Origin of the sequence: Bordetella genomosp. 2 (assembly GCF_002261345.1) — a bacterium.
GTDB lineage: Bacteria > Pseudomonadota > Gammaproteobacteria > Burkholderiales > Burkholderiaceae_B > Bordetella_A.
Map to the genome: position 1 here is coordinate 296,044 of NZ_NEVT01000008.1, position 24,092 is coordinate 320,135.

Here is a 24,092-nt window from a genome sequence, read left to right on the forward strand (position 1 = left end):
GTGAGCACCCTGTCCCAACTCGACATCGCCGCGCTGCGCCTGCTGATCGCCGTGGCCGACAGCGGCAGCATCAGCGCGGGCGCGGCGCGCAGCCATGTCTCCGTGGCCGCCGCCAGCAAGCGCATCAGCGACCTGGAAGCGCGGGTCGGCGTGGCCCTGTTGCTGCGGCACCGGCGCGGCGTCAAGCCCACCCCGGCGGGCGACATCTTCATCGCCCACGCGCGCCGCATGGCGGGCCTGGCCGGCGCCATGGAAGAGGACTTGCGCGATTATGCGCATGGCGTCGAGGACCGCGTCCGCATCGTCGCCAACTCGGCCTGTATTGTGCAGTTCCTGCCGGAAGACCTCAACGGCTTCATGCAAGGCAACCCGCGCGTGCGCATCGATCTCGAAGAACACACCAGCCGCTCCGCCGTCGAAATGCTGCAGACCGACCGCGCCGACCTGGGCCTGTTCGACGGCGGCTATGCGGCAGGCAACGTGCACTGCCGCCCCTATCGCACCGATACGCTGGTGTGCGTCATGCACCCGCGGCACAGCCTGGCGCGCCACCGGCGCGCGCTGCGCTTCGAACAGACGCTGCAGCACGACCAGGTCGGCCTGTACCGGGGCACCGCCATCCTGACCCAGATGGAACGCGCCGCCACCGAGGCCGGCCGCGCGCTGCGCCTGCGCATCCAGGTCACCAGCTTCGACGCTGTCTGCCGGATGGCCGAAAGCGGCATTGGCATCGGCATCGTGCCCGACCGCGTGGCGCAGCCCTACGTCGCGCTGGGCCGGCTGCACCAGGCGCGCCTGCGCGATGCCTGGGCCACGCGGCAGCTCATGCTCGGCTGGCCGCAGCAGCGCGAGCCGTCGCCGGGCACCCAGGGTCTGATCGCCCATCTGCTGGATGCCGCGGCGCGCTGATGCTTTCGGGTTTGTCGAAAGCTGCTTGAAAAAAACTCGATTGCCCGTCCGGCGTCGGCAAACCTATAACCGCAACCAGGCGGTGAGCGCCGATCCAGACACGGAGACAATCATGCAGCATGCAGCACCCGGCGCGCCCGCGCGCGACCTGACCATCGAGCGGGTCCAGGCCATCCCCCTGCACATCGAAGTCGCGATGCAAGTGCCGGGCGGCCAGAAGCGCAGCGCGCTGTCGTGTGTGCTGGTGCGCGTCGATACCGCGTGCGGGCTCACCGGCTGCGGTTTCACGGCGATCACCGAGGAAGAAGTGGTGGCCGCCGCCATCGACCATGTCGCGGCCGATGCGCCGGTCGGCGCGTCCGCGCTGGACACCGAGAAGCTGTGGGAACGCCTGTACTGGCTGCTGGCGCCGCGCGGGCAGAGCGGCTACGCCGCGCATGCCATGGCGGCCGTGGATATCGCGCTGTGGGATCTGAAAGCCCAGCGGCTCGGCCTGCCCCTGTGGCGGCTGCTGGGCGGCGCGCGGCCCGCCGTGCCGGTCTACGCCACCTTCGGCTTCAATTTCCTGGATCGCGACCAACTTGCCGAGGCGGCCGCGCAATGGGTCGCGCGCGGTTTCTCGCGCCTGAAGATGACGGTCGGCAACCACGGCCTGCAGCGCCGCGACGAGCCGCGCCCGCTGTCCGACCTGATCCGGGAAGACGAGGCGCGCGTGCGCGCGGTGCGCCAACGCGTCGGCCCGCAGGTCGAGCTGTGCATCGACGCGAATTGCAGCCTGGACCCCTACCATGCGCGCATACTGGCCGCGCGCCTGGCCGACTGCGACATCGCCTTCTTCGAAGAGCCGGTCACGCAGAACGACGCGCGCGCCCTGGCGGACCTGCGCCGGCGCGCGCCCATGCCGCTGGCGGGCGGCCAGAACGAAGGACAGGCCGCGCGCTTCGCCGACTTCTTCCACGAGCAGTCGCTCGACATCGTGCAGCCCAATGTCGCCATCACCGGCGGCTACACCCAATGCCTGCGCATTGCCGGCATGGCGCAGGCCTGCAATGTCGCCATCGCCAATGGCGGGGCCTGGCCGTTCCACAACATGCACCTGCATGCCGGCCTGGCGCACGGCGGCTTCATTGAATATCACACGGTCGCGGTGCAGGTCTGCGAGCAGATCTACACCGGCCTGCCGGCGCCGGATGCCGGGTGGCTGCCGCTGCCCGAAACGCCCGGCCTGGGTTTCGCGCCGGACTGGAGCGCGATCGCCGAGATCGCCAGGCGCCCGCTGTCGCGCGGGCACGGCAAGCACTAGGGCCGCAGGCCCGGCGTTTACCAACAACCCGCGCCATGACGCGGCAGGAGACAAGCATGCACCATACCCGCCCCCAAGGACCTTCCCGACGTCGCCGCCTGGTCGCCGCCCTCGCGCTGGCCGGCTGTGCGCCGCTGGCCGGCCTGCTCGCCGGCGCGCCGGCCCGCGCCGCCGACTGGCCGGCGCAGCAGCCGATCCGGCTGGTGGTGCCGGCTCCCGCGGGCGGCTCGCTGGACATCCTGTCCCGCCCGCTTGCCGCCAAGCTGGCGGGCATCCTGGGCCAGGCCGTGGTGGTCGAGAACCGGGGCGGCGCGGGCGGCATGGTGGGGGCCGACTATGTCTCCAAGGCGACGCCGGACGGCTATACCTTCCTGATGGGAGCCATCCACCATGCCATCGGCGCCACCGTCAATCGGAACCTGGTGTTCGACCCCGCCAGGGAACTGGTCGGCGTGGCCAACATCGGCACCACGCCCAACGTGGCCATCGTCAACAACCGCCTGCCGGTGCGCACGCCCCAGGAGTTGGTGGCATGGCTGAAGCAGCGGGGCGACAAGGCCAACTACGCCACCGGCGGGCCCGGCACCCTGCAGCACCTGAGCATGGAATGGTTCAAGTCGCTGACCGGCGTGCAGGCCATGACCGTCCACTATCGGGGCAGTTCGCCGGCCATGAGCGACCTGCTCGGCGGCCAGGTCGACCTGATGTTCGAGACCATGCCGCTGGCCCTGGCGCAAACCCGCGCCGATGCGGTCCGCGCCGTCGCCGTCACCAGCCGGGAGCGCTCGCCCGCCCTGCCCGACCTGCCCACCTTCAACGAAACCGTCGCCCCCGGCTTCGCGGTGTCGAGCTGGTACGGCGTGATGGCGCCCGCCGCCACGCCACGTCCCATCCTGGAGCGCATGCACCAGGCCATCGAGCAGGCGCTGGCCATGCCGGACATCGTGCAGACCTGGCAGTCGGCCGGCGTGCAGCCCCAGCCCATGTCGCAGGCCGAATTCCAGGCCTTCTGGCTGGGCGAGATCGACCGCTGGGGCCAGATTGCCGACGAGCACGACATACGCATCGAATGACGCCGTGGCGCGGGCCCGCGCCATCGCCGCCCGGGCGCAGCCGGACGGCGCGCCCGCGGGGCGGTCGCGCTGATAACATGGCCCGGGTATTCCACTCCGACAATCTCCCGCCATGCTCCTGCCTGAACGTCGCGCCCACCCGCGCCTCCGCCTGGCCGCCCTGGCCCTCGGCACGGCGCTGGCGGCCGCTGCCTCCGCGGCGGCCGCCGCCAGCGCCGACCGGCAGCCCGCCCCCTATCGCCCCATCAGCGCGCAGGAACTCTACGATGGCATCATGCAGGGCGGCCTCGCGTCATGGGTCGAGGACCCGGCGCAGCGCACCATGCTGTCGACCCTGATGGCCACCTCGTACATCCTCGGCATTGCCGACAGCGCCGCCGGCAAGCAATGGTGTCCGGCGTCCGGCCTGGACACCGAGGCCATGCCGGGACCCGTGCTCGACTACCTGGCCGACCTGCCCGAGGCGCGCCGGTCCGAGCCGGCGGCCGGCATCGTGGTCGAAGCGCTGGGCCGCGCCCACCCCTGCGCGCATTGAACTGTCGGCCACGCTGGCCAGGAAGCCGCGCCGGCGCCCCCGCAGACGCCAGCCGGGTCAGTCCGCGGATTCGCCCGCCATGGCCAGGCTGGCCTGCCGGCCGGCCTCGACCACCAGCGGCACGATCTCTTTCACCCTGGCCAGCGTCAGGCGCGAAGCCGGCCCCGACAGGCCGATCGCCGCGACGGTGCGGCCGGTCGGATCGATGACCGGCGCCGCCAGCCCGCAGACGTCGTCGTGCCATTCGCCCCGGTTGCTGGCCCAGCCGCGCACGCGCGTGCGCCGGATGTCCTCGTCGAACTTGCGCGCAGCCGCTGCGGCATCGGCTTGGCCGGCGGCGGCCAGCTCGCGGTAGCGCGCCTGGGCGTGCTCGGGCAGGGTCGCGATCAGCATCTTGCCCGAGGCGGTCCGCACGCTCGGCGCCCGGCCGCCCACCTCGGTGTGCGACCGCACTTTCTCCAGGCTGTCGAGCTTGGCGATGAAGACGATATCGTCGCCTTCCAGCACCGAAAGCAGGATCGACTCATGCGTCAGTTGCTGCAACCGCGTCATGGCGGGCATGGACAACGACCGCACGTCGAGCCGCTCCACCAGCGGCACGCCCACCTGCCATAGCTTCAGGGTGGCCCGATAGGCGTTGCCCTCCTTCCTGACATAGCCCAGCTCGATCCACGTCTGCAGCAGCCGATGGACCATGCTGGGCACCATCGACAGCGCCTCGCCCAGATCGGTGATGCCGGCCGTGCCGCCGTGCCTGGCCAGGTATTCGAGCAATTGCATGCCCTTGACGAGCGTGTTGTTCATGCCGATAGCGTCCGCGAAGTCTGAAGAATCGATTGAGCAAGACGAATTATCGCCAAATCGGTTCCGGTCCATGGCCCACCCTGTCACGCAGGGTTGACGGTCTCGTTGAACGCACCTATTATTTCTACATACTAGATTTCATTTTCTATTATGTAGAAAACAAAACAGCCCGCAGTTCCCGGCAGCAAGTGATCCGCTTTGATAACCAGGCCGCGCGGCGCAAGCGCTGGCCAAATGGAGAGAGACATGGAAAGGATTGCTGTACAGAACTTCCCCGACCGCACCACCCTCATCACCATCAACCGGCCCGAACGGCGCAACGCCATCTGTTCGCAGACGGCGATCGAACTGCAGCAGGCCTTCCAGGCCTTCGATGCGTCCGAGCAGCGGGTGGCGGTGCTTACCGGGGCCGGCGACCAGGCCTTCAGCGCGGGCGCCGATGTGGCCGACGTGCCGGAACTCTGGCGCTGTGTGCCAACCGTCGGCGTCACCACCGAAAAGCCGATCATCGTGGCCGTCTCCGGCTGGTGCGTGGGCGGCGGGCTGACGTTGGCCATGATGGCCGACCTGGCCGTGGCGGCCGAAAATGCCAAGTTCTCCTACCCCGAAGCCAGGTTGGGCCTCACCCAGGGCATGATCGCCGGCCTGGCGGGCCGGATCCCCCACAAGCTCGCCATGGAAATGATGCTGCTGGCGCGGGTCTTCGATGCGCGGCGCGCCGCCGAGGCGGGGCTGGTCAACGAGGTCGTGCCCAACGGCCGCCATGTCGAGGCGGCGCTGGCGATGGCGCGCGACATGGCGCAGATGGCGCCGCTGGTGCTCAAGACCCTCAAGCGCGTCGTCACCACGGCCATCCTTCCGGTCGGTCCCACGGAACACTTCGGCCGCGCCAAGTACGCGATGGAAGCCGTGGCCGGCAGCGCCGACTGCGCCGAGGGCTTCGCGGCCCACAAGGAAAAGCGCGCGCCGGTCTTCCACGGCCATTGATCGCCCGCGGCATCAGCCGCGCCCCCGCCGTCCATCCCCATCCTGGAGGAGAGAGCCATGGCTCACCTGCTCAAGCAGTTGCTGTCCGCCTGCCTGCTGTTCCTCGCTGCACAATCGCCGGCCGCACTGGCCGACACCTATCCGTCCCGTCCGATCAAGCTAGTGGTGCCGTTCCCGCCGGGCGGCACCTCCGACACCGTCGCCCGCGTGCTCGCCAAGGGCATGGGCGAACGGCTGGGACAGTCCGTGATCGTCTACAACCAGGGCGGCGGCGGCACCATCATCGGCACCGAGGCGGTGGCCCGCAGCGCGCCGGACGGCTACACCCTGCTCTGGATGACGACCCCGTTCGCCATCAATCACACGCTGTTCGCCAAGCGGCCCTACGACACGTTCGAGGACTTCATCCCGGTGGTCGACGTCATCTCGGTGCCGCTGGTATTGATCGTGCCGTCGAACTCGCCGGCCAAGACCCTCCAGGACCTGATCGCCATGGCGAAGAAGGCGCCCGGCAAAGTGGCCTATGGGTCTTCGGGGCCGGGCGGATCCCCGCACCTGGCCACCGCCATGTTCGCCAGCAAGGCCGGCCTGCAGCTCAACCACATTCCCTACAAGGGCAGCGCCCCGGCAGTCATGGACCTGGTCGCCGGCCAGACCGATTTCGTCATCGACACGCTGTTCCTCACCCGTTCGCAGATCGAGGCCGGCAAGGCGCGCGCGCTGGCGCAGACCGGGGCCGCGCGCTCCCCGCTGTTGCCCGATGTGCCGACGATGCGGGAAGCGGGCCTGGACGACTACGAGGCGAGCTCATGGCTGTCGCTGGCGGCGCCGGCCGGCACGCCGGAAACCATCGTGTCGCGGCTCAACGCGACCGCGAACGAGGTGCTGCAAGACGACGCCGTGCGCCGGTCGCTCGAAGACCAGGGGCTGGTCATCGCCGGCGGCAGTCCGGAGCGCGCCAGGACGCACCTGCGTGCGGAAGTCGAGCGCTGGGGCCAGGCCGTGCGCGATTCCGGCGCGACCATCAACTGAAGAGGGGAAACAGCATGTCTGATGCACAAGGGCCGGCGAGAAGCGGGCCGCTGACCGCGCTGCGCGTGCTCGACCTGGGCACCATGGTGGCCGGTCCGGTAGCCGCCACGCTGATGGGCGACTTCGGCGCCGACGTGATCAAGATCGAGCAGCCCGGCGTGGGCGACACCATCCGCGGGCTGGGGCCGTTCGTGAACGAGGAAGGCCTGTGGTGGACGGTGGAGGGCCGCAACAAGCGCTCCATCACCCTCGACCTGCGCCAGGAAGCCGGGCAGGACCTGCTCAAGCGCCTGGTGGCGGACGCCGACGTGCTGGTGGAGAACTTCCGCCCCGGCACGCTGGAGCGCTGGGGCCTGGATTATGAGGCGCTGGCGCGGGTGAACCCGGGCCTGGTGATGCTGAGCGTTTCGGGCTTCGGCCAGACCGGTCCGAACGCGCAGCGCGCGGGCTACGACCGCATCGCCCTGGCCTTCAGCGGCGTGATGGACATGACCGGCTTTCCCGATCGCCCGCCGGTGCGCGTGGGCGTCTCGGTGGCCGACTACAGCACCGCCACCATGGGCGCATTCGCGGTCATGATGGCGCTGTACCACCGCGACACCGGCGGCGGCCGCGGCCAGCACATCGACCTGGCCCTGTATGAGTCGATGTTCCGCTTCACCGACTCGATGTGCGCCGCCTACGACCGGCTCGGCATGGTGCGCAAGCGCACCGGCAATGTGCACCAGGCCGCGGCCCCGGGCAAGACCTTCCCCACCCGCGACGGCCGCTACATCATCCTGACGATCTCGGGCGATACGCTGTTCCGGCGCCTGATGCAGGCTATCGACCGCCCCGACCTGGGCGAGGATCCCGGCCTGGCCACGCATGAACAGCGTTGGCGCCGCATCGAAGAACTGAACCAGGTAGTGGAAGACTGGATCGCCGCGCGGCCGGTCGACGCGGTCGGCCAGGCACTCGACCGCCATGGCATCCCGTTCTCGCTGGTGCTGTCGGTGGAAGATATCTTCCGCGACCCCCACTACGCGGCGCGCGGCAACCTGGTCACCACCCAGCACCCGCGCATGGGCCCGGTCACCATGCAGGGCATCGTGCCGCGCCTGTCCGGCACGCCGGGCGAGATTGCGTGCGCCGCGCCGTCGCTGGGCCAGCACAATGCCGAAGTCTATGGCGGGCTGCTCGGGCTGGACGACGCCGCCCTGGCCGCCCTGCAAGAACGCGCCGTGATCTGACGAAGAGGAACAGACCATGCGCATACTCGATGGACTCAAAGTGCTGGAAGTCGCCTCGCTGGGGCCCGTCCCCTGGGGCGGCATGCTGCTGGCGGACATGGGCGCTTCGCTGATACGCGTGGACCGCCCCGACGGCGGCCCGGCCGGCGCCGACCGCGATCCGGTCCGGCGCGGACGCAGCGCCGTGCGCCTGGACCTCAAATCGGCGCAAGGGCGGGCCGGTTTCCTGCGGCTGGCCGCGCGCGCCGACGTGCTCATGGAGGGCATGCGGCCGGGCGTCATGGAAAGGCTCGGCGTGGGCCCCGACCCGTGCCTGCAGGCCAACCCCCGGCTGGTCTACGCCCGCATGACCGGCTGGGGCCAGGCCGGCCCCCTGGCGCCGCGCGCGGGCCACGACATCAACTACATCGCCACCACCGGCGCGCTGCATGCCATCGGCACCGCGCAAGCGCCGGTCGTGCCGCTCAATCTGGTGGCCGACTACGGCGGCGGCGGCGCCTTCCTTGTCATGGGTATCCTGGCGGCGGTGCTGCAGGCCCGGCAATCCGGGCAAGGGCGCGTGCTGGATATCGCCATGATCGACGGCGTGGCCAGTCTCATGACCGCCGCATACGGCCGCCTGGCGAACGGCTCGTGGCAGGACCGGCGCGCCGCCAATGCCCTGGACGGCGGCGCCCCCTGGTACGGGGTCTACGAGACGCGCGACGGCAAGCACGTGGCGGTGGGCGCCGTCGAAGCGCCGTTCTACCGGGAGCTGCTCCAGAAACTCGCGCTCACCCACTTGCCGGACCGCGCCGACGCCGCGCACTGGCCGGCCATCCGCGCGGCCCTGGCGCAGGCTTTCGCCAGCCGCACCCGCGACGAATGGGCCGGTTACTTCGCCGACAGCGATGCCTGCGTGACGCCCGTGCTCTCGCTGCGCGAGGCCCCCGATCATCCCCACAATCGCGCGCGCGGCCTGTTCGCTTCCTGGCAGGGCGCGCCCACGCCGGCTCCCGCGCCGCGCACCGGCGACCTGCCGGCCGCCCTCTCGCCCCCCTCCCATACGGTGCCGCTCGAGCAGGCCCTGGAAACCTGGAAATGAAGGAGACAGCATGAAAGCGCCCCCCTTTGCCGCAGTGCTGCTGTACGTCCTGGCCCTGTGCGCGGCCGGCCCGGCCATGGCCGCCGATGCCTTTCCGGCCAAGCCGATCAAGTTCGTCATTCCCTATCCGCCCGGCGGCACCTCCGACACCCTGGGCCGGGTGGTCGCCGACGGCATGGCCAGGCGGCTGGGCCAGAGCGTCATTGTCGAGAACCGCCCCGGATCCGGCACCGTCATCGGCGCGGACCACCTCGCCAAGAGCGCGCCGGACGGCTACACCGTGCTGCTCACCAGCCCGGGCGTGGCCATCAACGCCGCCCTGCGCACGGACCTGCCGTACGACACCCGGCGCGACATCGAGCACATCTCCACCGTCGCCCAGCTGCCCATGGCGATTTTCGCGTCCGCGGGCAGCCGCTACGGCACGGTGGAAGACATCGTGGCGGCAGCCCGCAAAGCGCCCCGGGAGATCTCCTACGGCACGGCGGGCACCGGGTCCACCGGCCACCTCACCATGACCTTGATGGAACACCTGGCGGGCGTCGAGCTGCTGCACATCCCGTTCCAAGGGTCCGCGCCATCCGTCAACGCGGCGGCCGGCAACCACGTCATGATGGCGGTCGACACGGTCTACCTCGGCAAGCCCATGGTGGATGCCGGCAAGCTGAAAGCCATCGTGGTGTTCGACGACCAGCGCTCGCCGCTCCTGCCCGACACGCCGACGGCGCAGGAAAGCGGGCTGCCGAAGCTCGTATCGACCGCCTGGTACGCCATCGCCGTCAAGCGCGGCACCCCCGCGGCCATCAACCAGAAAATCAACGCGGCCATCAACGCGACACTGGCCGAACCCAAGGTCGCGCAGACATTCCGGGAGATGGGGCTGCAGATCATCGCGGACAGCCCATCCCAGGCCGACGCGCATTTCGCGGGCGAGCTGCAAAAAATGCAGGATGCCGTGAAGCTGTCGGGCGTTTCCGCGCCCTAGCCGGCGGCCGTCACATGCGCGCGGCCTCGCCCGACAGCCCGCGCGCATGCACCCCGGCCGCCACCACCGGCGACGCCAGCGACAACAATGCCTTCAGGTGCCGTGTCTCGTCGGTCGGGCTGCGTCCGAACAGGCGCTTGAATTCGCGGCTGAACTGCGAGGGACTCTCGTAGCCGACTTGTTCGCAGGCGCTGGCCGCGTTCATCCCCTGGCGGATCATCATCAGCCGCGCCTGGTGCAGGCGGATCGCCTTGATGTACTGAATGGGCGAAGTGGCCGTCACCGCCTTGAAATGCACGTGGAAGGCCGGCACGCTCAGGTTCGCCTCGCTGGCCAGCGTGGCCACGTCCAGCCCGCGATCGTACTGCGTGTGAATGCGCCGCAGCACCTTGGCGATGCGGCCGAAGCTGCCGCCCTGTTGCAGCGCCGCGCGCAGGCCGCCGCCCTGGTCGCCCGTCAGCACCCGGTAGGTGATCTCCCGGTAGATCGACGGCCCCAGCAAGCGCGCCTCGACGGGCGAACTCAGCGCCTCCAGCATGCGCAGCGCCGCGTCCTCCAGTTTGTCGTCCATCCGCGTCGCATACATGGTCACGGGCTTGGCCTTCGTGCCGGATGCCGCCTCGTCCACCTCCATCACCAGCTCGGCCGTCATGGCGGGGTCGATGCGCAGCGCCAGTCCCAGCAGGGGCTCGGCCGGGCTGGCTTCGGTCTCGATGCTGAAAGGCAGCGGCACCGACAGCACCAGGTAATGCTGCGCGTCGTAGACATACATGGCGCCGCCATGAAAGCCGCGCTTGCGGCCCTGCACCACGATGACGATGCTGGGTTCGTAAAGCGCCTGGGTGCATGAGAGCGGGTGGTTCGACCGCATGAAGGTCACGCCGTCCAGCAGCGACTGGGTGTAGCCCTCGGCGGGCGCAAGATCCTTCAGCAGCGCGATCATGCGCGCCTGGCGCGGCGAGTGGGCAGGAGCGGCATGGGCCATGGGCGACATTCCCGGGATCAGTAGCTATAGGCCAGGAGCATAGCAATCCGGCCGCCGTTTTGGGAGGCGGCCAATAGTTTTGGGCAAGCATCCAATAAGAACAGGCCTTAACGGCGGCGGCGCCTGTCCTTAGCATGACTCCATGACGCGAGACCGGCGGCATACCGCCCCGGCAATCGTCCCACCAGGAGAACCCGCAATGTCCCAAGCCACCGAAGCAAAAGTCATTCTTGTCACCGGCGCCAGCAGCGGCATCGGCGCAGCCACCGTCAAGCTGCTGGCCCGCCAGGGCCATCGACTGGTGATCGGCGCGCGCCGCACCGAGCGGCTGGCGGCGCTGGCCGAAACGCTGCGCGCGGCGGGCGGCCAGGTCGAATACCGCGCCGTCGACGTCACACAGCGCGCCGACGTGCAGGCCTTCGCCGATTTCGCGCTGCAGCTCCACGGCCGCATCGACGTCATCATCAACAACGCCGGGGTCATGCCGTTGTCGCCCATGGCCTCGCTGAAGGTCGACGAATGGGACCGCATGATCGACGTCAACATCCGCGGCGTGCTGCATGGCGTGGCCGCCGTGCTGCCTGCCATGCAGCGCCAGGGCAGCGGACAGATCATCAACATTTCCTCGATCGGCGGCCTCTACGTGGTGCCGACGGCGGCCGTGTACTGCGCCACCAAGTACGCCGTGCGCGCGATTTCCGACGGGCTGCGCCAGGAGAACGACAAGCTGCGCGTGACGTGCGTCTACCCCGGCGTGGTCGAATCGGAGCTGGCGGACACCATCACCGACCCGGCCGCCGCCCGCGCCATGGAAACCTACCGGCAGATCGCCCTGAAACCCGAGGCCATCGCCGCGGCCATCGCGCACGTCATCGCCCAGCCCGCCGATGTGGACACGAGCGAGATCGTCGTGCGCCCGACCGCCAGCCAGTAATGACTTTCCGCCGTCCACGAGGAGCTGTGATGAACCGCCTGCATTCCGCCCTGGCCTGCCTGCTGCTGGCCGCCACCCCCTCCCTGTCACACGCCACCAGCACCGAAGCGCGCGCTCAGCGTGGCGCCGAAGTCATCCGCGCACTCAACAACGGCGAAGCACAGCCGACGCTGGAAGCCATGCGGGGCGAATTCCCGTTCCTGGCGGAAGCCACCGAAGCCTACGCGCTGGGCGACGTGTGGAGCCGTCCCGGGCTGGACAATCGCACCCGCCAGCTTGCCGCGGTAGCGGTGATGGCCGCGCTCGGCGAGACCGCCATGATGCGGGTGCACGCCGGCTACGCGCTGAATATCGGCGTGTCCGAGGACGAGCTGAAGGAGGCCATCTACCTGATCACGGTGCCGGTGGGGTTCCCGCGCGCCATCGCGGCATCGCAGGCGCTGGCGCAACTGTTCCAGCAGCGGCGCGCCGCCGCGGGCGGCTGACCGCCCCTCCGCCCGCGCTCAGGCCGGCACGGCGCGCGGGGCCAGCAGCGCCCCCGCGCCCGGCACGACCGGCTCCAGCCCCAGGTGGTCCAGCATGCGCCACACCGTGCAGACCGCGGTCGACACGACCGGCACGTCCATCCGGTCCTGCACCGCCTGGATGGCGGGCAGCGACGGCATCTGCACGCAGGCCGACAGCACCACGGCATCGACGCCGCGGGTATCAAGGGACTTCACATCCTCCACCAGCTGCATCGGGTCGCGCCGGCCGACCTCCAGGTTGTCGGCAATCTCGAAACACTTGGCATCCGCCACCTCGATGCCTTCGTGCTCGATGTAGGCCACCACCTGGTCGGTCAGCGGCCGCATATAGGGCGCCATCAGCGAGATCCGGCGCGCGCCGAGGCGGCGCAGGCCGTCGATGAGCGCGCCCGCCGACGTCATGACGGGCGCCTGGCAAAGGTTGGCGCGCGCCACCTCGCTCAGCTCGCGCTCCGTCTGGCGGTGGTATCCCGGCCCCATGGCCATGATGGCCACCAGGCAGGCGGTGCTGATCACGTCCATGCGCGCGTCCGCCAGTTCGGCGGCGCAGCGCAGTCCCTCCCGGTTCATCGCCTCCAGCTCGGCGCGCGTCACTTTGTGCATGCGCATGCGGCTGCTGTGGAAGGTGAAGCGCTCCGGCCGGATCGCTTCCCGGGCGCGCAGCATGGCCGGAATCTCCGTCTCCATGGTGATGTTCGAACTGGGCACGATCTGGCCGATGCGATAGACGCGGCTCATGGCGGTTCCTTTGCGGTTCATTCCAGGGAAATACTGGCCTGCTTGACGATCCCGGCGAAGCGCGCCGAATCCTCCTCCTGCGCGCGCGCCACGGCGGCGGCGTCGGCGGCCCAGGCGTCGAAGCCGAAGGTCTCGAAACGCTGCCGCACGGACGGCGCCGCCAGCGCGGCCGTGATGTCGGCGTTCAGGCGCTTGACCACTTCCGGCGGCGTGCCCTTCGGCGCGAAAGCGGCCACCCAGGTCTTCAACTCGAAGCCGGCCGGCCCGCCCGCCTGCGCCACCGTGGGCACATCGGGGTACAGCGCCAGGCGCCTGGGGGCCGCCAGCGCCAGCAGCTTCACCCGCCCCGCCTGATACAAGTTCTGCACCGTGGCGGCTGTGCCGAACGCCCAGTCGACCTCGCCGTTGGCGACGGCGGTATACAGCTGCGGCAGCTCCTTGAAAGGCACGTGGGTCATGGAAGTCCCGGTATCCCGCTGGAACATGGTGGCGCCCACATGGGCCACGCTGCCCATGCCCCAAGTGCCATAGGTCTGCCGCCCGGGGTCGCGGCGCGCGGCCTCGACCAGGTCGCCGACATCGCGCCACGGCGAATCGGCGGCCACCACAATGAAGAAATGGGTGGTATAGATGGGCGCCACCGCGATGAAGTCGCGCGAGGGGTCGAACGGCATCTTGCTGTACAGGTGCGGCTGCAGCGTCATGTGCGTGTTGTCCACCACCGCCACCGAATAGCCGTCGGGCGCCGACCGCTTGACCTCGCCGATGGCCAGCCAGCCGTTGGCGCCCGGCTTGTTCTCGACAATAAAGGGCTGGCGCCACGCCGCCGCCAATTGCTCGCCGATCATGCGGGTGACGGCGTCGGGGCCGCTGCCCACCGAGTACGGCAGCACGGCGCGCACGCTGCGGGCCGGGAAGTCGCTCGCCTGCGCGTGCGCCGCGCCGGCCAGGACGCCCAGGGCGAGCGTCGCCAGGATCAGGGTCTTTTTCATGTCTCCTCCATGCCTCATGGCTGGTTATCGGACGCTGTGTGCGTCTGCTTGTGCAACGGGCTCGCCGGACCGCTCCGGGTGCCGCGCCTCGTAGGTCGCGGTGAAGCCCGGATCGCGCTGGCGCAGGTCGTCGTGGCTGACCTGGCCGGTGCGCCGCATGTAGTCGTAGGCGAACGACACCGGGTCCAGGTGCATCTTGTCGGCGACGTTCTCATACCAATCCAGGCTGCGCGCCGCCGCGGCCTGGAAACTGGCCGACGCCGGGCGGCGCCCCGCCTCGAACAGCGCGAAGGCGGCCGCCACGTCGTCGGGGTGCCGCGCCAGCCCTTGATGCAGGGCAATCGCATCCTGCATGGCCATGCGCGTGCCCGAGCCGAGCGAAAAGTGCACGGTGCGCAGGGCGTCGCCCAGCAGGACGATGTTGCGGTGCGACCAGGCCTCGTTGCGCACGATGTTCGCCTCGAACCACAACGACCGGTTCGTCAGCAGCTCATGGGCGCCCAGGTCGGCCCGGAACACATCGGCACAGTAGCGGCGGCTGGCCTCCTCGTCGGCCTCGTCCAGGCCGGCGCGGCGCCAGGTATCCGGGTCCACCTCCACCAGGAAGGTGCTCAACTCGGGGCTGTACTGATAGCTGTGCGCGATGAAGATGCCGTGCGGCGTTTCGCGGAAGATCAGCGACACCGGATGGAAGCGCTGGCGCGTGCCGTACCAGGCGAACTTGTTGCGGCGCCGCTCGAAGCTCGGGCGGAAGTGGTCGGCGAACTGCTTGCGCACCGCGCTGTTGCTGCCGTCGGCGGCGACCACCATGTCCACTTCGCCGGCCAGCCGCTCTACGTCCTCGATGCGGCGATCGTGGGCGATGCGCACGCCCGCGCGCAGGCACGCCTGCTCCAGCACTTCCAGCATGTCCAGGCGGGCGGTGCGCGAGAAATGGTTGCCCTGCACCTGCACCCGCGTGCCCCGGTGGACGATTTCCATATAGTCGCAGCGCTCGTGATGGGCCACGAATGTCTGGAAAAACTCCGGGTCCGCCTCGCGCAGGAACGCCAGTCCGATATCCGAGAACACCACGCCCCAGCCGTAAGTGGCCCCGCGCGGGTTCTGCTCGTAGACCTGGATGTCGTGGCGCGGGTTGTGCTTCTTGGCCAGCAACGCGAAGTACAGGCCGGCCGGGCCGGCCCCGATGACGGCGATCTTCATTGCATCGAACTCCTGGACAATGCCGCCTGCCCGCAGGCGGCCTGGTAGGCAAGCAGCGCGTCGCGCATGACAGGCGGCACCGGGATCGCCCGGCGTTCGCCGCGCGCCACGCAGATGGGCGTCAGCCGCGCGTCGAACGCCGGCTCGCCGCGCACGCTGCCGGCGATATGCAGCGTGTACGTCCGCTGGCCGATGTGCTCGACCGCGACGCTCATGTCGAACTCCTCGTCGGGCCACAGCGAGGCGCGGAAATCGAACGCCAGCGCCCGCGTCGGCGTGCCGAAGCCGTGCTCGTCCTTCAGCCGCTGCGGCGTGCCGCCCAGCAGCCGGCCATAGAAGAGCTCCGCGGCCGATATGACGTACTCGCCGAACATCACCGTGTAGACCACGCCGGCCGGATCGCAATCGCCCCACTTGACCCGGCGCCGGATCACGAACGGCGTTTCGCTGATGACATGCTCAGTGCTGATCATGATCGGCTCCCGCGGCCGCCCGGGCCTCCTGGTTGAGCATCTCGGCGATCATGGCGCGCAGCGCCGCCTTGTCGAGCTTGCCGACCTTGGTGACCGGGAACGCCTCGATGACCTCCACGCGCTCCGGGCACTTGTACTTGGCCAGCCCCTGGCCCACCAGGAACGCCAGCAGCTCCTGCACGGACGGCGCCGCGCGGCCCGGCCGCGGGATGACGAACACACAGCCCTTCTCGCCATAGAACGGGTCGGGCATCGCCACCAGCCGCGCCTCGGCGATTGCCGGATGCGCGCTGACCAGCGCCTCCACCTCTTCACAGCCGATCTTCTCGCCGCCGCGGTTGATGTTGTCGCGCAGCCGGCCTTCGAAGGTGTAATAGACCTCGCCCTGGTATTCGTGGGCGGTCATCATGTCGCCGGTGCGGTAGAAGCCGTCCGAGGTATAGGCCTCGGCGTTGGCGGCCGGCGCGTCGAAGAAGCCCGGCAGGGTCGCCGGCCCGCGAAAACACAGCTCGCCCATCTGCCCCGGCGCCACCGGCTCTTCGGTGCCGGGCGCCAGCAGGCGGATCTCGTCCTGGGCGCACCCCGAACGGCCCTGGGTGCGGTGCCGCACGTACGCCGGCGCCTCGGCCGGCGACCCCAGCAGCAAGCCTTCCGTGATGCCGAACAGGTTGGAACACGGCACCCGCAGATGCGCTTCCAGCCGGTCGGCCGCGCTCATGGTGGTGAACAGCCGCAGCGAGGACAAATCATGGCGCGCCAGGTCGGAATACGCCATCAGCTGCGGCGCGATGGGGCCGATCGATATCGCCCGGGTCACCCGCTGCTGCTCGATCAGCTCCAGCATGCGCGGGACGTCGACCTTGGGCATGAACACCGCGGACAGCCCCATCAGGACGACCGGCATCAGCACGTAGACTTGCGCGGCGTTGTGCAGCAGCGGCAGCGCCCAGATGATGCGGTCATCCTCGCGCAGCCGGTAGCGGTCGGCGCACGCCCTGGCATGCGCCAGGTATTCGGCGTGAAACCGGGGGATGATCTTGGGCACGCCGGTGGTGCCGCCGGACAACTGGAACGCCAGCACGTCTTCGCAGCCCGGCCCGGCCTGGGCGAGCCGCTGGCGCGCCCGGTCCAGCGGCATCGCGTCGATGAGCGCCTGCATGGCGCGGCCGGCGGACGCCCCGCCGCGTGCCACCACCAGGTGCGCCAGCCGCTCGTGCCCGGCCATCATGCGGGCCGCGAAGCCCACCAGGTCGAAGGCGTTGAAATCGGCCTGCACGAAATAGCCGCGCGCGCCCGACTGGCGCGCCAGCTGGCCGATTTCCAGTTCGCGGTGCTGCGGCAGCGAACACACCGGCACGATGCCCGCCTTGTAGCACGCCAGCAGCGCGACGGCCGTCTCCAGCGTGGTGCCCATCTGGAAGATCGCCCGGTCGCCCGGGGCCAGGCCCATCTCCAGCAGGGCGGCCGCCAGCCGCTCGGTCTGCTCGTCCAGTTCCGCGAAGCTGGCGCTGCCTTCGTCGGTGATGATGGCCTGCCGCGCGCCGCAGCGCCGCGCCGTGGCGCGCAAGGCGTCGCCCACCGTCAGGCGCTGCCACGCGCCGCTGGCGAAATAGCCCCGCGCACGCTCTTCCGGGTGGTAGACCACGCCCTCTATGGGGTTGTGTATGTCCCGCATGTCTCTCTCCTCCATGCCCCGGACTCAGCCGGCCGCGGGCACGATGCGCACGCGGTCGCGGTCCAGCACATCGATGGCGCCGCGGACGCCGCCGGTGAACAGCCCATACCAGACGGCGGGCTTGAGCCCCAGGGCCTTGCGGCGGAACTCCAGCGGGCCGTCGGCCTGGATGCAGTCGAAATGCTCGCCCGCCACCACCGCGCAGTCGCCGCGCCGCGCCGCGTCGCGGACCAGCGGCGCGAACTCCGCCACGCGCGGCACGAAGATGCGCACGCCCGCGGCCGCCCCGTCCGGACGCGGCAGCCGCGTCTCCAGCAACGCCGCCTTGCGCGCCCAGATCTCGTCGATCTGCCGGATGCGGCCGCCCGCGGCGAGCGCCTCGTCTTCCGCCTGGATGGCGGCCCGCAGGGTCAGGTCCGCATCCAGCGCATCGATTTCGCCCAGCGGCCGCAGCTTGCGCGTGAACTCCACGAAATAGCCATTGGGATCGCGCACATAGATCGACTCGATCACCTCGTGGCGCGTCTCCACCGACACGTCCAGCCCCGCGTCCTCCAGCCGCTTCTTCCAGGCCTTCAATTCGTCCTCGTCGCGCACCAGCCAGGCGGTATGCGTCGCGTCGGCAACATGGTCCTCGGGCAAGGGCCGCATGCGGCTGCGCCCCTGCATGGCCGCGGGCTCTTCCGAACCCAGGTAGTAGAAGAAGGCGATGGTGCTGCCGTTACCGCTGTCAAAAAAGAAATGCAGGAAATCGGGATGTGTTTCCGGGCCCCAGCCGCGCGCCGAAATAACGTGCACCAGGGGCAGCCCCAGCACATCGCGGTAGAAGCTCACCGTTTCGCGCAGGCGCCAGGTCGGCCGCGCGGTGTGGTCGACCCCGTGCAGCCGGAGCGCGCCCGGGGCGTTGTGTAGCGTCGTCATGCGGAATCTCCGTCAGCCGTGAATCAAAGGAAGCGCTGGCGCAGCCAGGCGGCCAGTTCGCGCCCGGCGCGGTAGCGCCCGGGCTCTTCGCCTTCCTGCAGCGCGCGGCCGTGGTGGTCGCCGCGGATGCGCAGGTGCTGCTTGTCGCGCGCCGCGATGGCGTCGTAGATGGCGCGCACATCGGCGGGGAAGCAGGCCTGGTCGCCGGTGTACTCGATGACCAGCGCCGGCTGGACGATGGCGGGCGCGGTGCGCGCCAGGCTGGCGTTCGACGCCAAGCCGGACCAGGTCGACAGCCAGCTCTCCGGCGTGCAGAAGCGCGCAAACCCCACCGCGCCGTAGTTCGAGGCGTACGGATCCCGGCCCCACAGCGAACCGGGATGGCGGTCGGACGGGTCCAGGCTCAGGTCCAGGCAGCGCAGGTCCGCATCGGTGCGCCAGATGGTGAGCACCGGGGTATGCGCGGCCTGGCGGCGCCGCGCCGCCGAGGTGTCGGCGCCGCTCTTGACCTGCTCGCGCGCGCCCAGCCGGGCCGCGATCAGCTCGCGCGCCCGCGCGTCCAGCCGCGCCACGCGCGCCTGCTGGCCGGCGCGATAGCGCGTCACGAAGTCCGGCGCGTAGCGCGCCTGCCCGCCCGGCCGATAGCCGTTGGCGGCATCCAGCGGGTCGAGTCCCGGAATCACCGACAAGGCGTCGCCCTCGTCCGCGACGGACGGGTCGATGCAATTCATCAGCAGCGCGCCCTGCCCCGGATGCGGCCCCACCAGCACGACGCCCTGGACCTGCGGCATGTCCAGTTCGCCCAGCCCGGTGCGCTTGCCGCCCGGCGTGCGCGCGATGCGCTGCGCGCCGGGCAGCGCCGCCTGCTGCGCGTACAGCCCGTACAGTCCCGCTCCGCCCGAGTTGCCCAGCAGGACGATATTGCCGAACCCCTGCTCGCGCAGGAACGCCATGCCCGCCGTGACGTCGTGCAGCGCGATCTCGTGTTCCAGGCGCAGGTCGTTGCCGACCGAGCGGGCGCCCTGCGACCAGGCCGCGCAGCCGGCCGCCACGATGTCCGGAATCAGGTAATGGCACGCCATGAACTCGCGCGGGTGCATCACGCACACCACCGTGTCCGGCCGCTTGCCGGTCGGCAAGTACAGCGAGCCGGAAGTCGCGGCGCCATCGGCGGTGCGCAGCACCACGTTGCGGGTCGAGGTGCCCGCCGGCAGGTCACGGGGGTTCCAGTCGGTGTTCAGGAACCCCGCGGTAACCAGGCCTGAAGAATTGCCCGTTGCCACATTTCTCTCCTTTCCTGCGCTGCATCGCAGTGTGTTTTGTCGAATTAGACAAATTTTTGACTCTTACGTCAATTAAAGTTAATTAATTGACGAATCCGTCAATTCGCGGAAAATAATGGGGCAACCCGAGGACACCGCAACCGTGAACGACGTTTCGACCAAGGCCACCCTGAAAGGAGAGGCGCTGCGCAGCGCCATACTGGATGTGGCGGCCACACTTTTCATCGAGCGGGGCACCGGCGGCACCAGCATGCAGGACATCGCCGAAGCGCTGGGGCTGAGCCGCACCGCGGTCTACTACTATTTCAAGAACAAGGAAGCCATCCAGCGCTCGCTGACCGAAGAGGTGCTCAGCGCCGCCCGCAAGCTGGCCGGCGACACCGTCGCCCGCGACGACCTGGATCCGGTGACGGCGCTGCGCGCCCTGGTCACCCAGCACGCCGAGCTGATCCTGTCGCGCCCGGCCGAATTCCGGGTGGCCGACCGCACCGAGGCCGACATGACGCCCAAGCAGCGCGCCTCGGTGCAAAGCGCGCGCCGCAATGTGCTGGACAACTTCAGCAGCGTCATCGAACGCGGCATCCGGGAAGGCCAGTTCCGCATGGTCGACCCGCACGTCGCGGCCTTCAGCCTGATCGGCATGTGCAACTGGTCGGCCTGGTGGTACAAGCCCAATGGCCGGCTCAGCCGCGCCGAGGTCGCCGGGATCATGGCCGACATGGCCGTCAATTCCCTGCTGCGCGACGCGGCCCGCCGGCCGCAGGCGCCCGACGTGCGGGAATCGCTGCGCCTGGTGCGCGAGGACCTGGCCTACCTGGAAAAACTGATCTTGCCCGACGCCAAGTAGCCCCGGGCCTCAGCCGCCGGCCACCCGCTTGTCGAGGATGCGGTCGATCAGCCCCCACGCCAGCGCTTCTTCCGCGCTCATGAACCGATCGCGGTCCAGCGTACGCTCGACCTCTTCGAGCGTGCGCCCGCAATGCTCGGCATACAAGCGGATGACGCGCTGCTTGGTGCGCTGCATTTCCTCGGCCTGGATGAGGATATCCGACGCCTGCCCCTGCACGCCGCCCAGCGGCTGGTGCACATGCAGGCTGGCATTGGGCAGCGCCATGCGGTGCCCCGGCTCGCCCGCCATCAGCAGGAACGACCCCATCGAGCGCGCCGTGCCCATGCACAGCGTATGCACCGGCGACTGGATGAAGCGCATCGTGTCGTAGATGGCCAGGCCGCTGGTGATCACGCCGCCGGGCGAATTGATGTAGAGGTGGATCGGCTTGCCCGGATGCTCCGCCTCCAGGAACAGCAACTGCGCACATACCAGTGCCGCCACCGCGTCATTGACTTCGCCGTTCAAGAAGACGATGCGCTCGCGCAGCAGCCGCGAGTAAATATCGAAAGACCTTTCCCCGCGGCCGGACTGCTCCACCACCATGGGGACGAACTGCATCGATTCGCGCATGGGCGAACTCCCTTTTGCTGCATTGACGATTGTGCGCCGGGCGTCAGGCGGCCAGCATGTACGGGCCGCTGTCGTTCGCGGCCGGAGCCGGCAGGCGCGCATCCGCCAGCGCGTGGATGATGCGCAGCACGGAGCCGCCCGCCTGGTCCGGGCGGACCTGGAAGGTCACCACGCTTTGCAGGTGCGGCGGCTCGACATCCCGCAGCCGGTAGCGGATTTCCTCGTCGCGCACCGACGACACCGGCTCGGCCTGCGCCAGGTCGCCCGCGGGCAGCCATTGTTCGCGCAGTTCGGGGATGCTGATGGCCCGCCAGACCTGCCCGGGCGGCGCGTCCAGCGCGTACTCGTACACCAGTTCGGCCGGCGCCTCGGTTGCTTGTTCGTTCATTGGTCCATGTCCTTCAGCAGCGCCTTCAGCTTGTCCACCCGCGCCGGCCAGTAGGCGCGGTACTTCGACAGCCAGCGGGCAATCAACAGCAAGCCGGCGGGATCCACCTGGTAGTTGACGAAGCGGCCCTGCCGTTGTTCGCGCACCAGGCCGGCCTTGCGCAGCACGGCAAGGTGTTGCGACATGGCGGACTGGCTGATCGTCATCCCCTCGCGCAGGGCGGTGGCATTCATGTCCCCGGCCGCCAGCTTGTCGAAGATGGCGCGGCGGGTCGGGTCGGACAATGCCTTGAAGATGTCGTTCTCGAGCATGCCAACACATTAGCAGACACTTATTTCATTGGCAAGCGGCGGCGACCCGCCCGGGCCCCCCGCTCGTGCAAGGCTTCGTACAGCCACCACAGCCCGATGATCAGAAAACCAAGCATCCCGTCTTCCCCTTTATGAGTTTGTTGCCGCCTGGCGCCGGCGCCTGCCGCGCCGGCAAAGAAGAAGACCTCCCTTCGCAGGGAGGCCTAACGCCCGATGGGCGGGTCCGTTGTCGTTTTATTTATTGAAGTACTGGTCCAGCAGTTCGCCGGTACGGTCGGGGCGCTTCGGGTATCGCCTGGCTACGTAGGCCCTCAGCTCGTCCTCGGCGCTCGGCACTGAAAACGCGCCGCAGCGCATTCCGAGCAGCCGCTCGGCCTCTCGCAACGTGCGCTGCGCGCATAACTCTCCCGCGTTGACAGGGACATTTTCCATGTTCTTTTTCTGGTCGGAGCTTTCCATTTTTCTTGTCGGAGATCGGTTGGCAAAAAGGTTGGACAACATCGCGCCCGCACCGGTTATTGCTTCCGATGCGCGCGCACCACTTCAATATTGGCCCGCTGCTGCGGGGTGAACGACGCCAGGGCCCGGGGATCGGCGCTTCGCTCCACCGCCAGATACATGCCGGCGTGCAGCACGGCCAGCGTGGCGGCCACATACTGCTGGCTGGACAACCCCTGGCGCGCCAATGCGGCGCGCACCTCCGGACGGGCATCGAGCCGGCGCGCCAGGTCCTCGACCGACTCGGCGTCGTCGCCATCGTCATCGTCGTCGTCCGCGTCGTCGCCGGCGATCCGCATGGTGTCCAGCTCCGCCGTCACGGCGTCCAGGCGGTCAAGCAGGGCGGGAGTCAGGGCGAAGTGTTCCGGATCCGTGGCGGAAGCGGCCCGCGCCGCGCCCGCGGCCAGCGCCAGGGTCCAGCACAAGACCGCGACGACGAGCCGGGAGAAAAAGCTGCCAGCAAAAGACATGGTTGATCCCATTGAAGAAAACCGCATCGAGCGCCCGCAATCTACCCGGCGGCCATGCCCCGCGCCCCACCCTGGCGGGGTAGGTGTCGCAAATTGGTGACGATGACTCTCGCGCCATGCCGATATGGATAAAATCCGCATCATTGGCTGTTACGAATGGAAACCTAACCGGGGTAGCACCCATGTCCTCCCGCCGATCCGCGAGTCATGCGCTGGCCAGCCTGCATCAAATGACCTGCCTGGATACGGGCGGCCCGCAGCTGATCCAGCCCTTGCTGCAGACCATGCACCAACTGATCGGCTTCGAATCGGGGGGCTATTTCTATCCGGGCGGCGACGGCGAGCTGGAAGCGCACATGGAAGACCCCGGGGTCGCGGCCTCGGTGCCCGAGCACTTCGACCCGCGCATCCTGGACAGCGAAAACCGGATGTTCCACAACACCCTGCGCCAATCCAGCGACATTGCCCTGCATGAACACGGCCCCCGCACGCTGGGGCAAATGCTCAAGGGCAGCTATGCGGAGCTGCTGCGCAGCGACTACTACAACGTCGTCATGCGCCCGGCGTGCGTGGGCGACTGGCTGTGCCTGGCGTTGCGCACGCCGCAAGACCAGAACATCGGCATGCTGTTCTTGTTTCGTCCCGCCGGCGCGCGGCCTTTCCAGTCGGGCGAAATCGCGCTGCTGGCGCGTTTGGAAGCGCACCTGGCGCGCGCGCTGCAACCCGGCCAGTCCGAGGCCGACGACCGCGACGTACAGCGCCAAGGCTTGTTGATCGCCACCCTCGACGGGCGGCCGTTGTGGATCTGTCCCGAGGCCGAGGCGCTCATGCCGCTGGCGTTCGGCTGGCGCTGGCGACGCAGCGCCGAATTGCCGGCCGTCGTGCAAGCCCTGCTGCAGCGGCTCGCGCCGCGGCCGGGCGTGGTGCCGCCCCCGCCCCACCTGGACTGGTGCAACGCGCAAGGCCGGTTCTCGCTGCGGGCGGTGCGGCTGTCCGCGGCCCTGGGCCATGGCGAAGCGGTGGGCATCCACATCACACAGCGCGTGGCGCGCGGCGTGCGGCTGATGTCGGCGCTGAACGCGCTGCGCCTGCCGCAACGCCAGTATGAGCTGGCCTACTGGCTGGCGCGCGGCCTGTCGGAATCGCAAATCGCGCAGCGCATGGGCATCAGCCTCAACACCGTGGTCTACCATCGCCGCCAGCTGTATAACCGGCTGGGCGCCGGCAACCGCATCGAACTATTGGCGCAATTGGGGCTGAACGGCCACGCCGCCCGCTGAGACGCGTC

Annotated in this window: 27 protein-coding genes; 13 read left to right on the forward strand and 14 right to left on the reverse strand. The window is 69.3% G+C overall.

Annotated elements, in window-relative coordinates; translation table 11 throughout:
* From CAL24_RS20305 to CAL24_RS20320, 4 genes are all read left to right on the forward strand, one after another.
* A complete protein-coding gene (locus CAL24_RS20305; RefSeq protein ID WP_028352814.1) occupies positions 1 to 909 on the forward strand; it encodes a LysR family transcriptional regulator in 909 nt (302 codons plus the stop codon).
* Positions 910 to 1,021: 112 nt separating this feature from the next.
* Positions 1,022 to 2,212 (forward strand): mandelate racemase/muconate lactonizing enzyme family protein, encoded by a 1,191-nt coding sequence (locus CAL24_RS20310; RefSeq protein ID WP_094807740.1) that lies wholly within the window; start codon positions 1,022 to 1,024, stop codon positions 2,210 to 2,212.
* Between the two features lie 56 nt (positions 2,213 to 2,268).
* A complete protein-coding gene (locus CAL24_RS20315) occupies positions 2,269 to 3,285 on the forward strand; it encodes a Bug family tripartite tricarboxylate transporter substrate binding protein (protein ID WP_094807741.1) in 1,017 nt (338 codons plus the stop codon).
* Positions 3,286 to 3,397: 112 nt separating this feature from the next.
* Positions 3,398 to 3,820: a Rap1a/Tai family immunity protein gene (locus CAL24_RS20320; RefSeq protein WP_094807742.1), complete on the forward strand. Its 423-nt coding sequence runs from the start codon at positions 3,398 to 3,400 to the stop codon at positions 3,818 to 3,820.
* Positions 3,821 to 3,877: 57 nt separating this feature from the next.
* On the opposite strand, the gene CAL24_RS20325 is transcribed toward CAL24_RS20320, so the two are convergent.
* Positions 3,878 to 4,624, reverse strand: a complete 747-nt coding sequence (locus tag CAL24_RS20325) for an IclR family transcriptional regulator (RefSeq protein ID WP_028352818.1) — start codon at positions 4,622 to 4,624, stop codon at positions 3,878 to 3,880.
* Positions 4,625 to 4,870: 246 nt separating this feature from the next.
* On the opposite strand from CAL24_RS20325, the gene CAL24_RS20330 reads away from it, so the two are divergent.
* Genes CAL24_RS20330 through CAL24_RS20350 form a run of 5 tightly spaced genes read left to right on the forward strand, consistent with a single transcriptional unit; the run spans position 4,871 to position 9,944 of the window.
* The gene (locus CAL24_RS20330; RefSeq protein ID WP_028352819.1) at positions 4,871 to 5,611 is read left to right on the forward strand and encodes an enoyl-CoA hydratase/isomerase family protein; all 741 of its coding nucleotides are present in this window, start codon (positions 4,871 to 4,873) and stop codon (positions 5,609 to 5,611) included.
* 57 nt (positions 5,612 to 5,668) lie between these two features.
* Complete coding sequence (locus tag CAL24_RS20335) at positions 5,669 to 6,643, forward strand: Bug family tripartite tricarboxylate transporter substrate binding protein (RefSeq protein WP_094807743.1); 975 nt, start codon at positions 5,669 to 5,671, stop codon at positions 6,641 to 6,643.
* A 14-nt stretch (positions 6,644 to 6,657) separates the two neighbouring features.
* The gene (locus CAL24_RS20340; protein WP_094807744.1) at positions 6,658 to 7,875 is read left to right on the forward strand and encodes a CaiB/BaiF CoA transferase family protein; all 1,218 of its coding nucleotides are present in this window, start codon (positions 6,658 to 6,660) and stop codon (positions 7,873 to 7,875) included.
* Positions 7,876 to 7,891: 16 nt separating this feature from the next.
* Entirely contained in the window at positions 7,892 to 8,959 is a 1,068-nt protein-coding gene (locus tag CAL24_RS20345) for a CaiB/BaiF CoA transferase family protein (RefSeq protein ID WP_094807745.1), read from the forward strand.
* A 10-nt stretch (positions 8,960 to 8,969) separates the two neighbouring features.
* Entirely contained in the window at positions 8,970 to 9,944 is a 975-nt protein-coding gene (locus CAL24_RS20350; RefSeq protein ID WP_094807746.1) for a tripartite tricarboxylate transporter substrate binding protein, read from the forward strand.
* 10 nt (positions 9,945 to 9,954) lie between these two features.
* Here the strand turns inward: CAL24_RS20350 and CAL24_RS20355 are convergent, their stop codons facing one another.
* Positions 9,955 to 10,929: an AraC family transcriptional regulator gene (locus tag CAL24_RS20355; protein WP_249278597.1), complete on the reverse strand. Its 975-nt coding sequence runs from the start codon at positions 10,927 to 10,929 to the stop codon at positions 9,955 to 9,957.
* Between the two features lie 199 nt (positions 10,930 to 11,128).
* Between CAL24_RS20355 and CAL24_RS20360 the strand changes: the two genes are divergently transcribed.
* Together CAL24_RS20360 and CAL24_RS20365 are read left to right on the forward strand one after the other, a co-directional pair.
* The gene (locus tag CAL24_RS20360; RefSeq protein ID WP_094807747.1) at positions 11,129 to 11,863 is read left to right on the forward strand and encodes an SDR family oxidoreductase; all 735 of its coding nucleotides are present in this window, start codon (positions 11,129 to 11,131) and stop codon (positions 11,861 to 11,863) included.
* Positions 11,864 to 11,892: 29 nt separating this feature from the next.
* Entirely contained in the window at positions 11,893 to 12,348 is a 456-nt protein-coding gene (locus CAL24_RS20365) for a carboxymuconolactone decarboxylase family protein (protein ID WP_028352824.1), read from the forward strand.
* 18 nt (positions 12,349 to 12,366) lie between these two features.
* Here CAL24_RS20365 and CAL24_RS20370 read toward each other — a convergent pair whose 3' ends face one another.
* Genes CAL24_RS20370 through CAL24_RS20400 form a run of 7 tightly spaced genes read right to left on the reverse strand, consistent with a single transcriptional unit; the run spans position 12,367 to position 19,675 of the window.
* On the reverse strand, positions 12,367 to 13,128 hold the full coding sequence (locus CAL24_RS20370; protein WP_028352825.1) for a maleate cis-trans isomerase family protein: 762 nt from the start codon (positions 13,126 to 13,128) through the stop codon (positions 12,367 to 12,369).
* 17 nt (positions 13,129 to 13,145) lie between these two features.
* A complete protein-coding gene (locus CAL24_RS20375) occupies positions 13,146 to 14,120 on the reverse strand; it encodes a Bug family tripartite tricarboxylate transporter substrate binding protein (RefSeq protein ID WP_094807748.1) in 975 nt (324 codons plus the stop codon).
* 24 nt (positions 14,121 to 14,144) lie between these two features.
* A complete protein-coding gene (locus CAL24_RS20380; protein ID WP_094807749.1) occupies positions 14,145 to 15,323 on the reverse strand; it encodes an FAD-dependent monooxygenase in 1,179 nt (392 codons plus the stop codon).
* Positions 15,320 to 15,796: an acyl-CoA thioesterase gene (locus CAL24_RS20385; RefSeq protein WP_028352827.1), complete on the reverse strand. Its 477-nt coding sequence runs from the start codon at positions 15,794 to 15,796 to the stop codon at positions 15,320 to 15,322. Before CAL24_RS20385 ends, CAL24_RS20380 begins: the two co-directional genes overlap by 4 nt.
* Positions 15,783 to 17,471: an AMP-binding protein gene (locus CAL24_RS20390; RefSeq protein ID WP_094807750.1), complete on the reverse strand. Its 1,689-nt coding sequence runs from the start codon at positions 17,469 to 17,471 to the stop codon at positions 15,783 to 15,785. The genes CAL24_RS20385 and CAL24_RS20390 overlap by 14 nt, the downstream gene beginning before the upstream one ends.
* A 24-nt stretch (positions 17,472 to 17,495) precedes the next feature.
* Positions 17,496 to 18,392 carry a VOC family protein gene (locus CAL24_RS20395; RefSeq protein WP_094807751.1) on the reverse strand — a complete coding sequence of 299 codons (897 nt, stop codon included), beginning with the start codon at positions 18,390 to 18,392 and terminating at the stop codon, positions 17,496 to 17,498.
* 23 nt (positions 18,393 to 18,415) lie between these two features.
* Positions 18,416 to 19,675: an alpha/beta hydrolase gene (locus CAL24_RS20400; protein ID WP_094807752.1), complete on the reverse strand. Its 1,260-nt coding sequence runs from the start codon at positions 19,673 to 19,675 to the stop codon at positions 18,416 to 18,418.
* 142 nt (positions 19,676 to 19,817) lie between these two features.
* Between CAL24_RS20400 and CAL24_RS20405 the strand changes: the two genes are divergently transcribed.
* Complete coding sequence (locus CAL24_RS20405) at positions 19,818 to 20,522, forward strand: TetR/AcrR family transcriptional regulator (protein WP_028352831.1); 705 nt, start codon at positions 19,818 to 19,820, stop codon at positions 20,520 to 20,522.
* A 9-nt stretch (positions 20,523 to 20,531) separates the two neighbouring features.
* Here the strand turns inward: CAL24_RS20405 and CAL24_RS20410 are convergent, their stop codons facing one another.
* From CAL24_RS20410 to CAL24_RS20430, 5 genes are all read right to left on the reverse strand, one after another.
* Complete coding sequence (locus tag CAL24_RS20410) at positions 20,532 to 21,137, reverse strand: ATP-dependent Clp protease proteolytic subunit (RefSeq protein ID WP_028352832.1); 606 nt, start codon at positions 21,135 to 21,137, stop codon at positions 20,532 to 20,534.
* Positions 21,138 to 21,180: 43 nt separating this feature from the next.
* On the reverse strand, positions 21,181 to 21,525 hold the full coding sequence (locus CAL24_RS20415; RefSeq protein ID WP_094807753.1) for an SRPBCC family protein: 345 nt from the start codon (positions 21,523 to 21,525) through the stop codon (positions 21,181 to 21,183).
* Positions 21,522 to 21,836, reverse strand: coding sequence for an ArsR/SmtB family transcription factor (locus CAL24_RS20420; protein WP_028352834.1), 315 nt, complete (start codon positions 21,834 to 21,836; stop codon positions 21,522 to 21,524). Before CAL24_RS20420 ends, CAL24_RS20415 begins: the two co-directional genes overlap by 4 nt.
* Before the next feature lie 234 nt (positions 21,837 to 22,070).
* Positions 22,071 to 22,295: a hypothetical protein gene (locus tag CAL24_RS20425; protein WP_141218102.1), complete on the reverse strand. Its 225-nt coding sequence runs from the start codon at positions 22,293 to 22,295 to the stop codon at positions 22,071 to 22,073.
* A gap of 56 nt (positions 22,296 to 22,351) precedes the next feature.
* Positions 22,352 to 22,804, reverse strand: coding sequence for a hypothetical protein (locus CAL24_RS20430; protein ID WP_094807755.1), 453 nt, complete (start codon positions 22,802 to 22,804; stop codon positions 22,352 to 22,354).
* A 182-nt stretch (positions 22,805 to 22,986) separates the two neighbouring features.
* Between CAL24_RS20430 and CAL24_RS20435 the strand changes: the two genes are divergently transcribed.
* A complete protein-coding gene (locus CAL24_RS20435) occupies positions 22,987 to 24,084 on the forward strand; it encodes a helix-turn-helix transcriptional regulator (RefSeq protein WP_249278598.1) in 1,098 nt (365 codons plus the stop codon).
* Positions 24,085 to 24,092 lie beyond the last annotated feature (8 nt).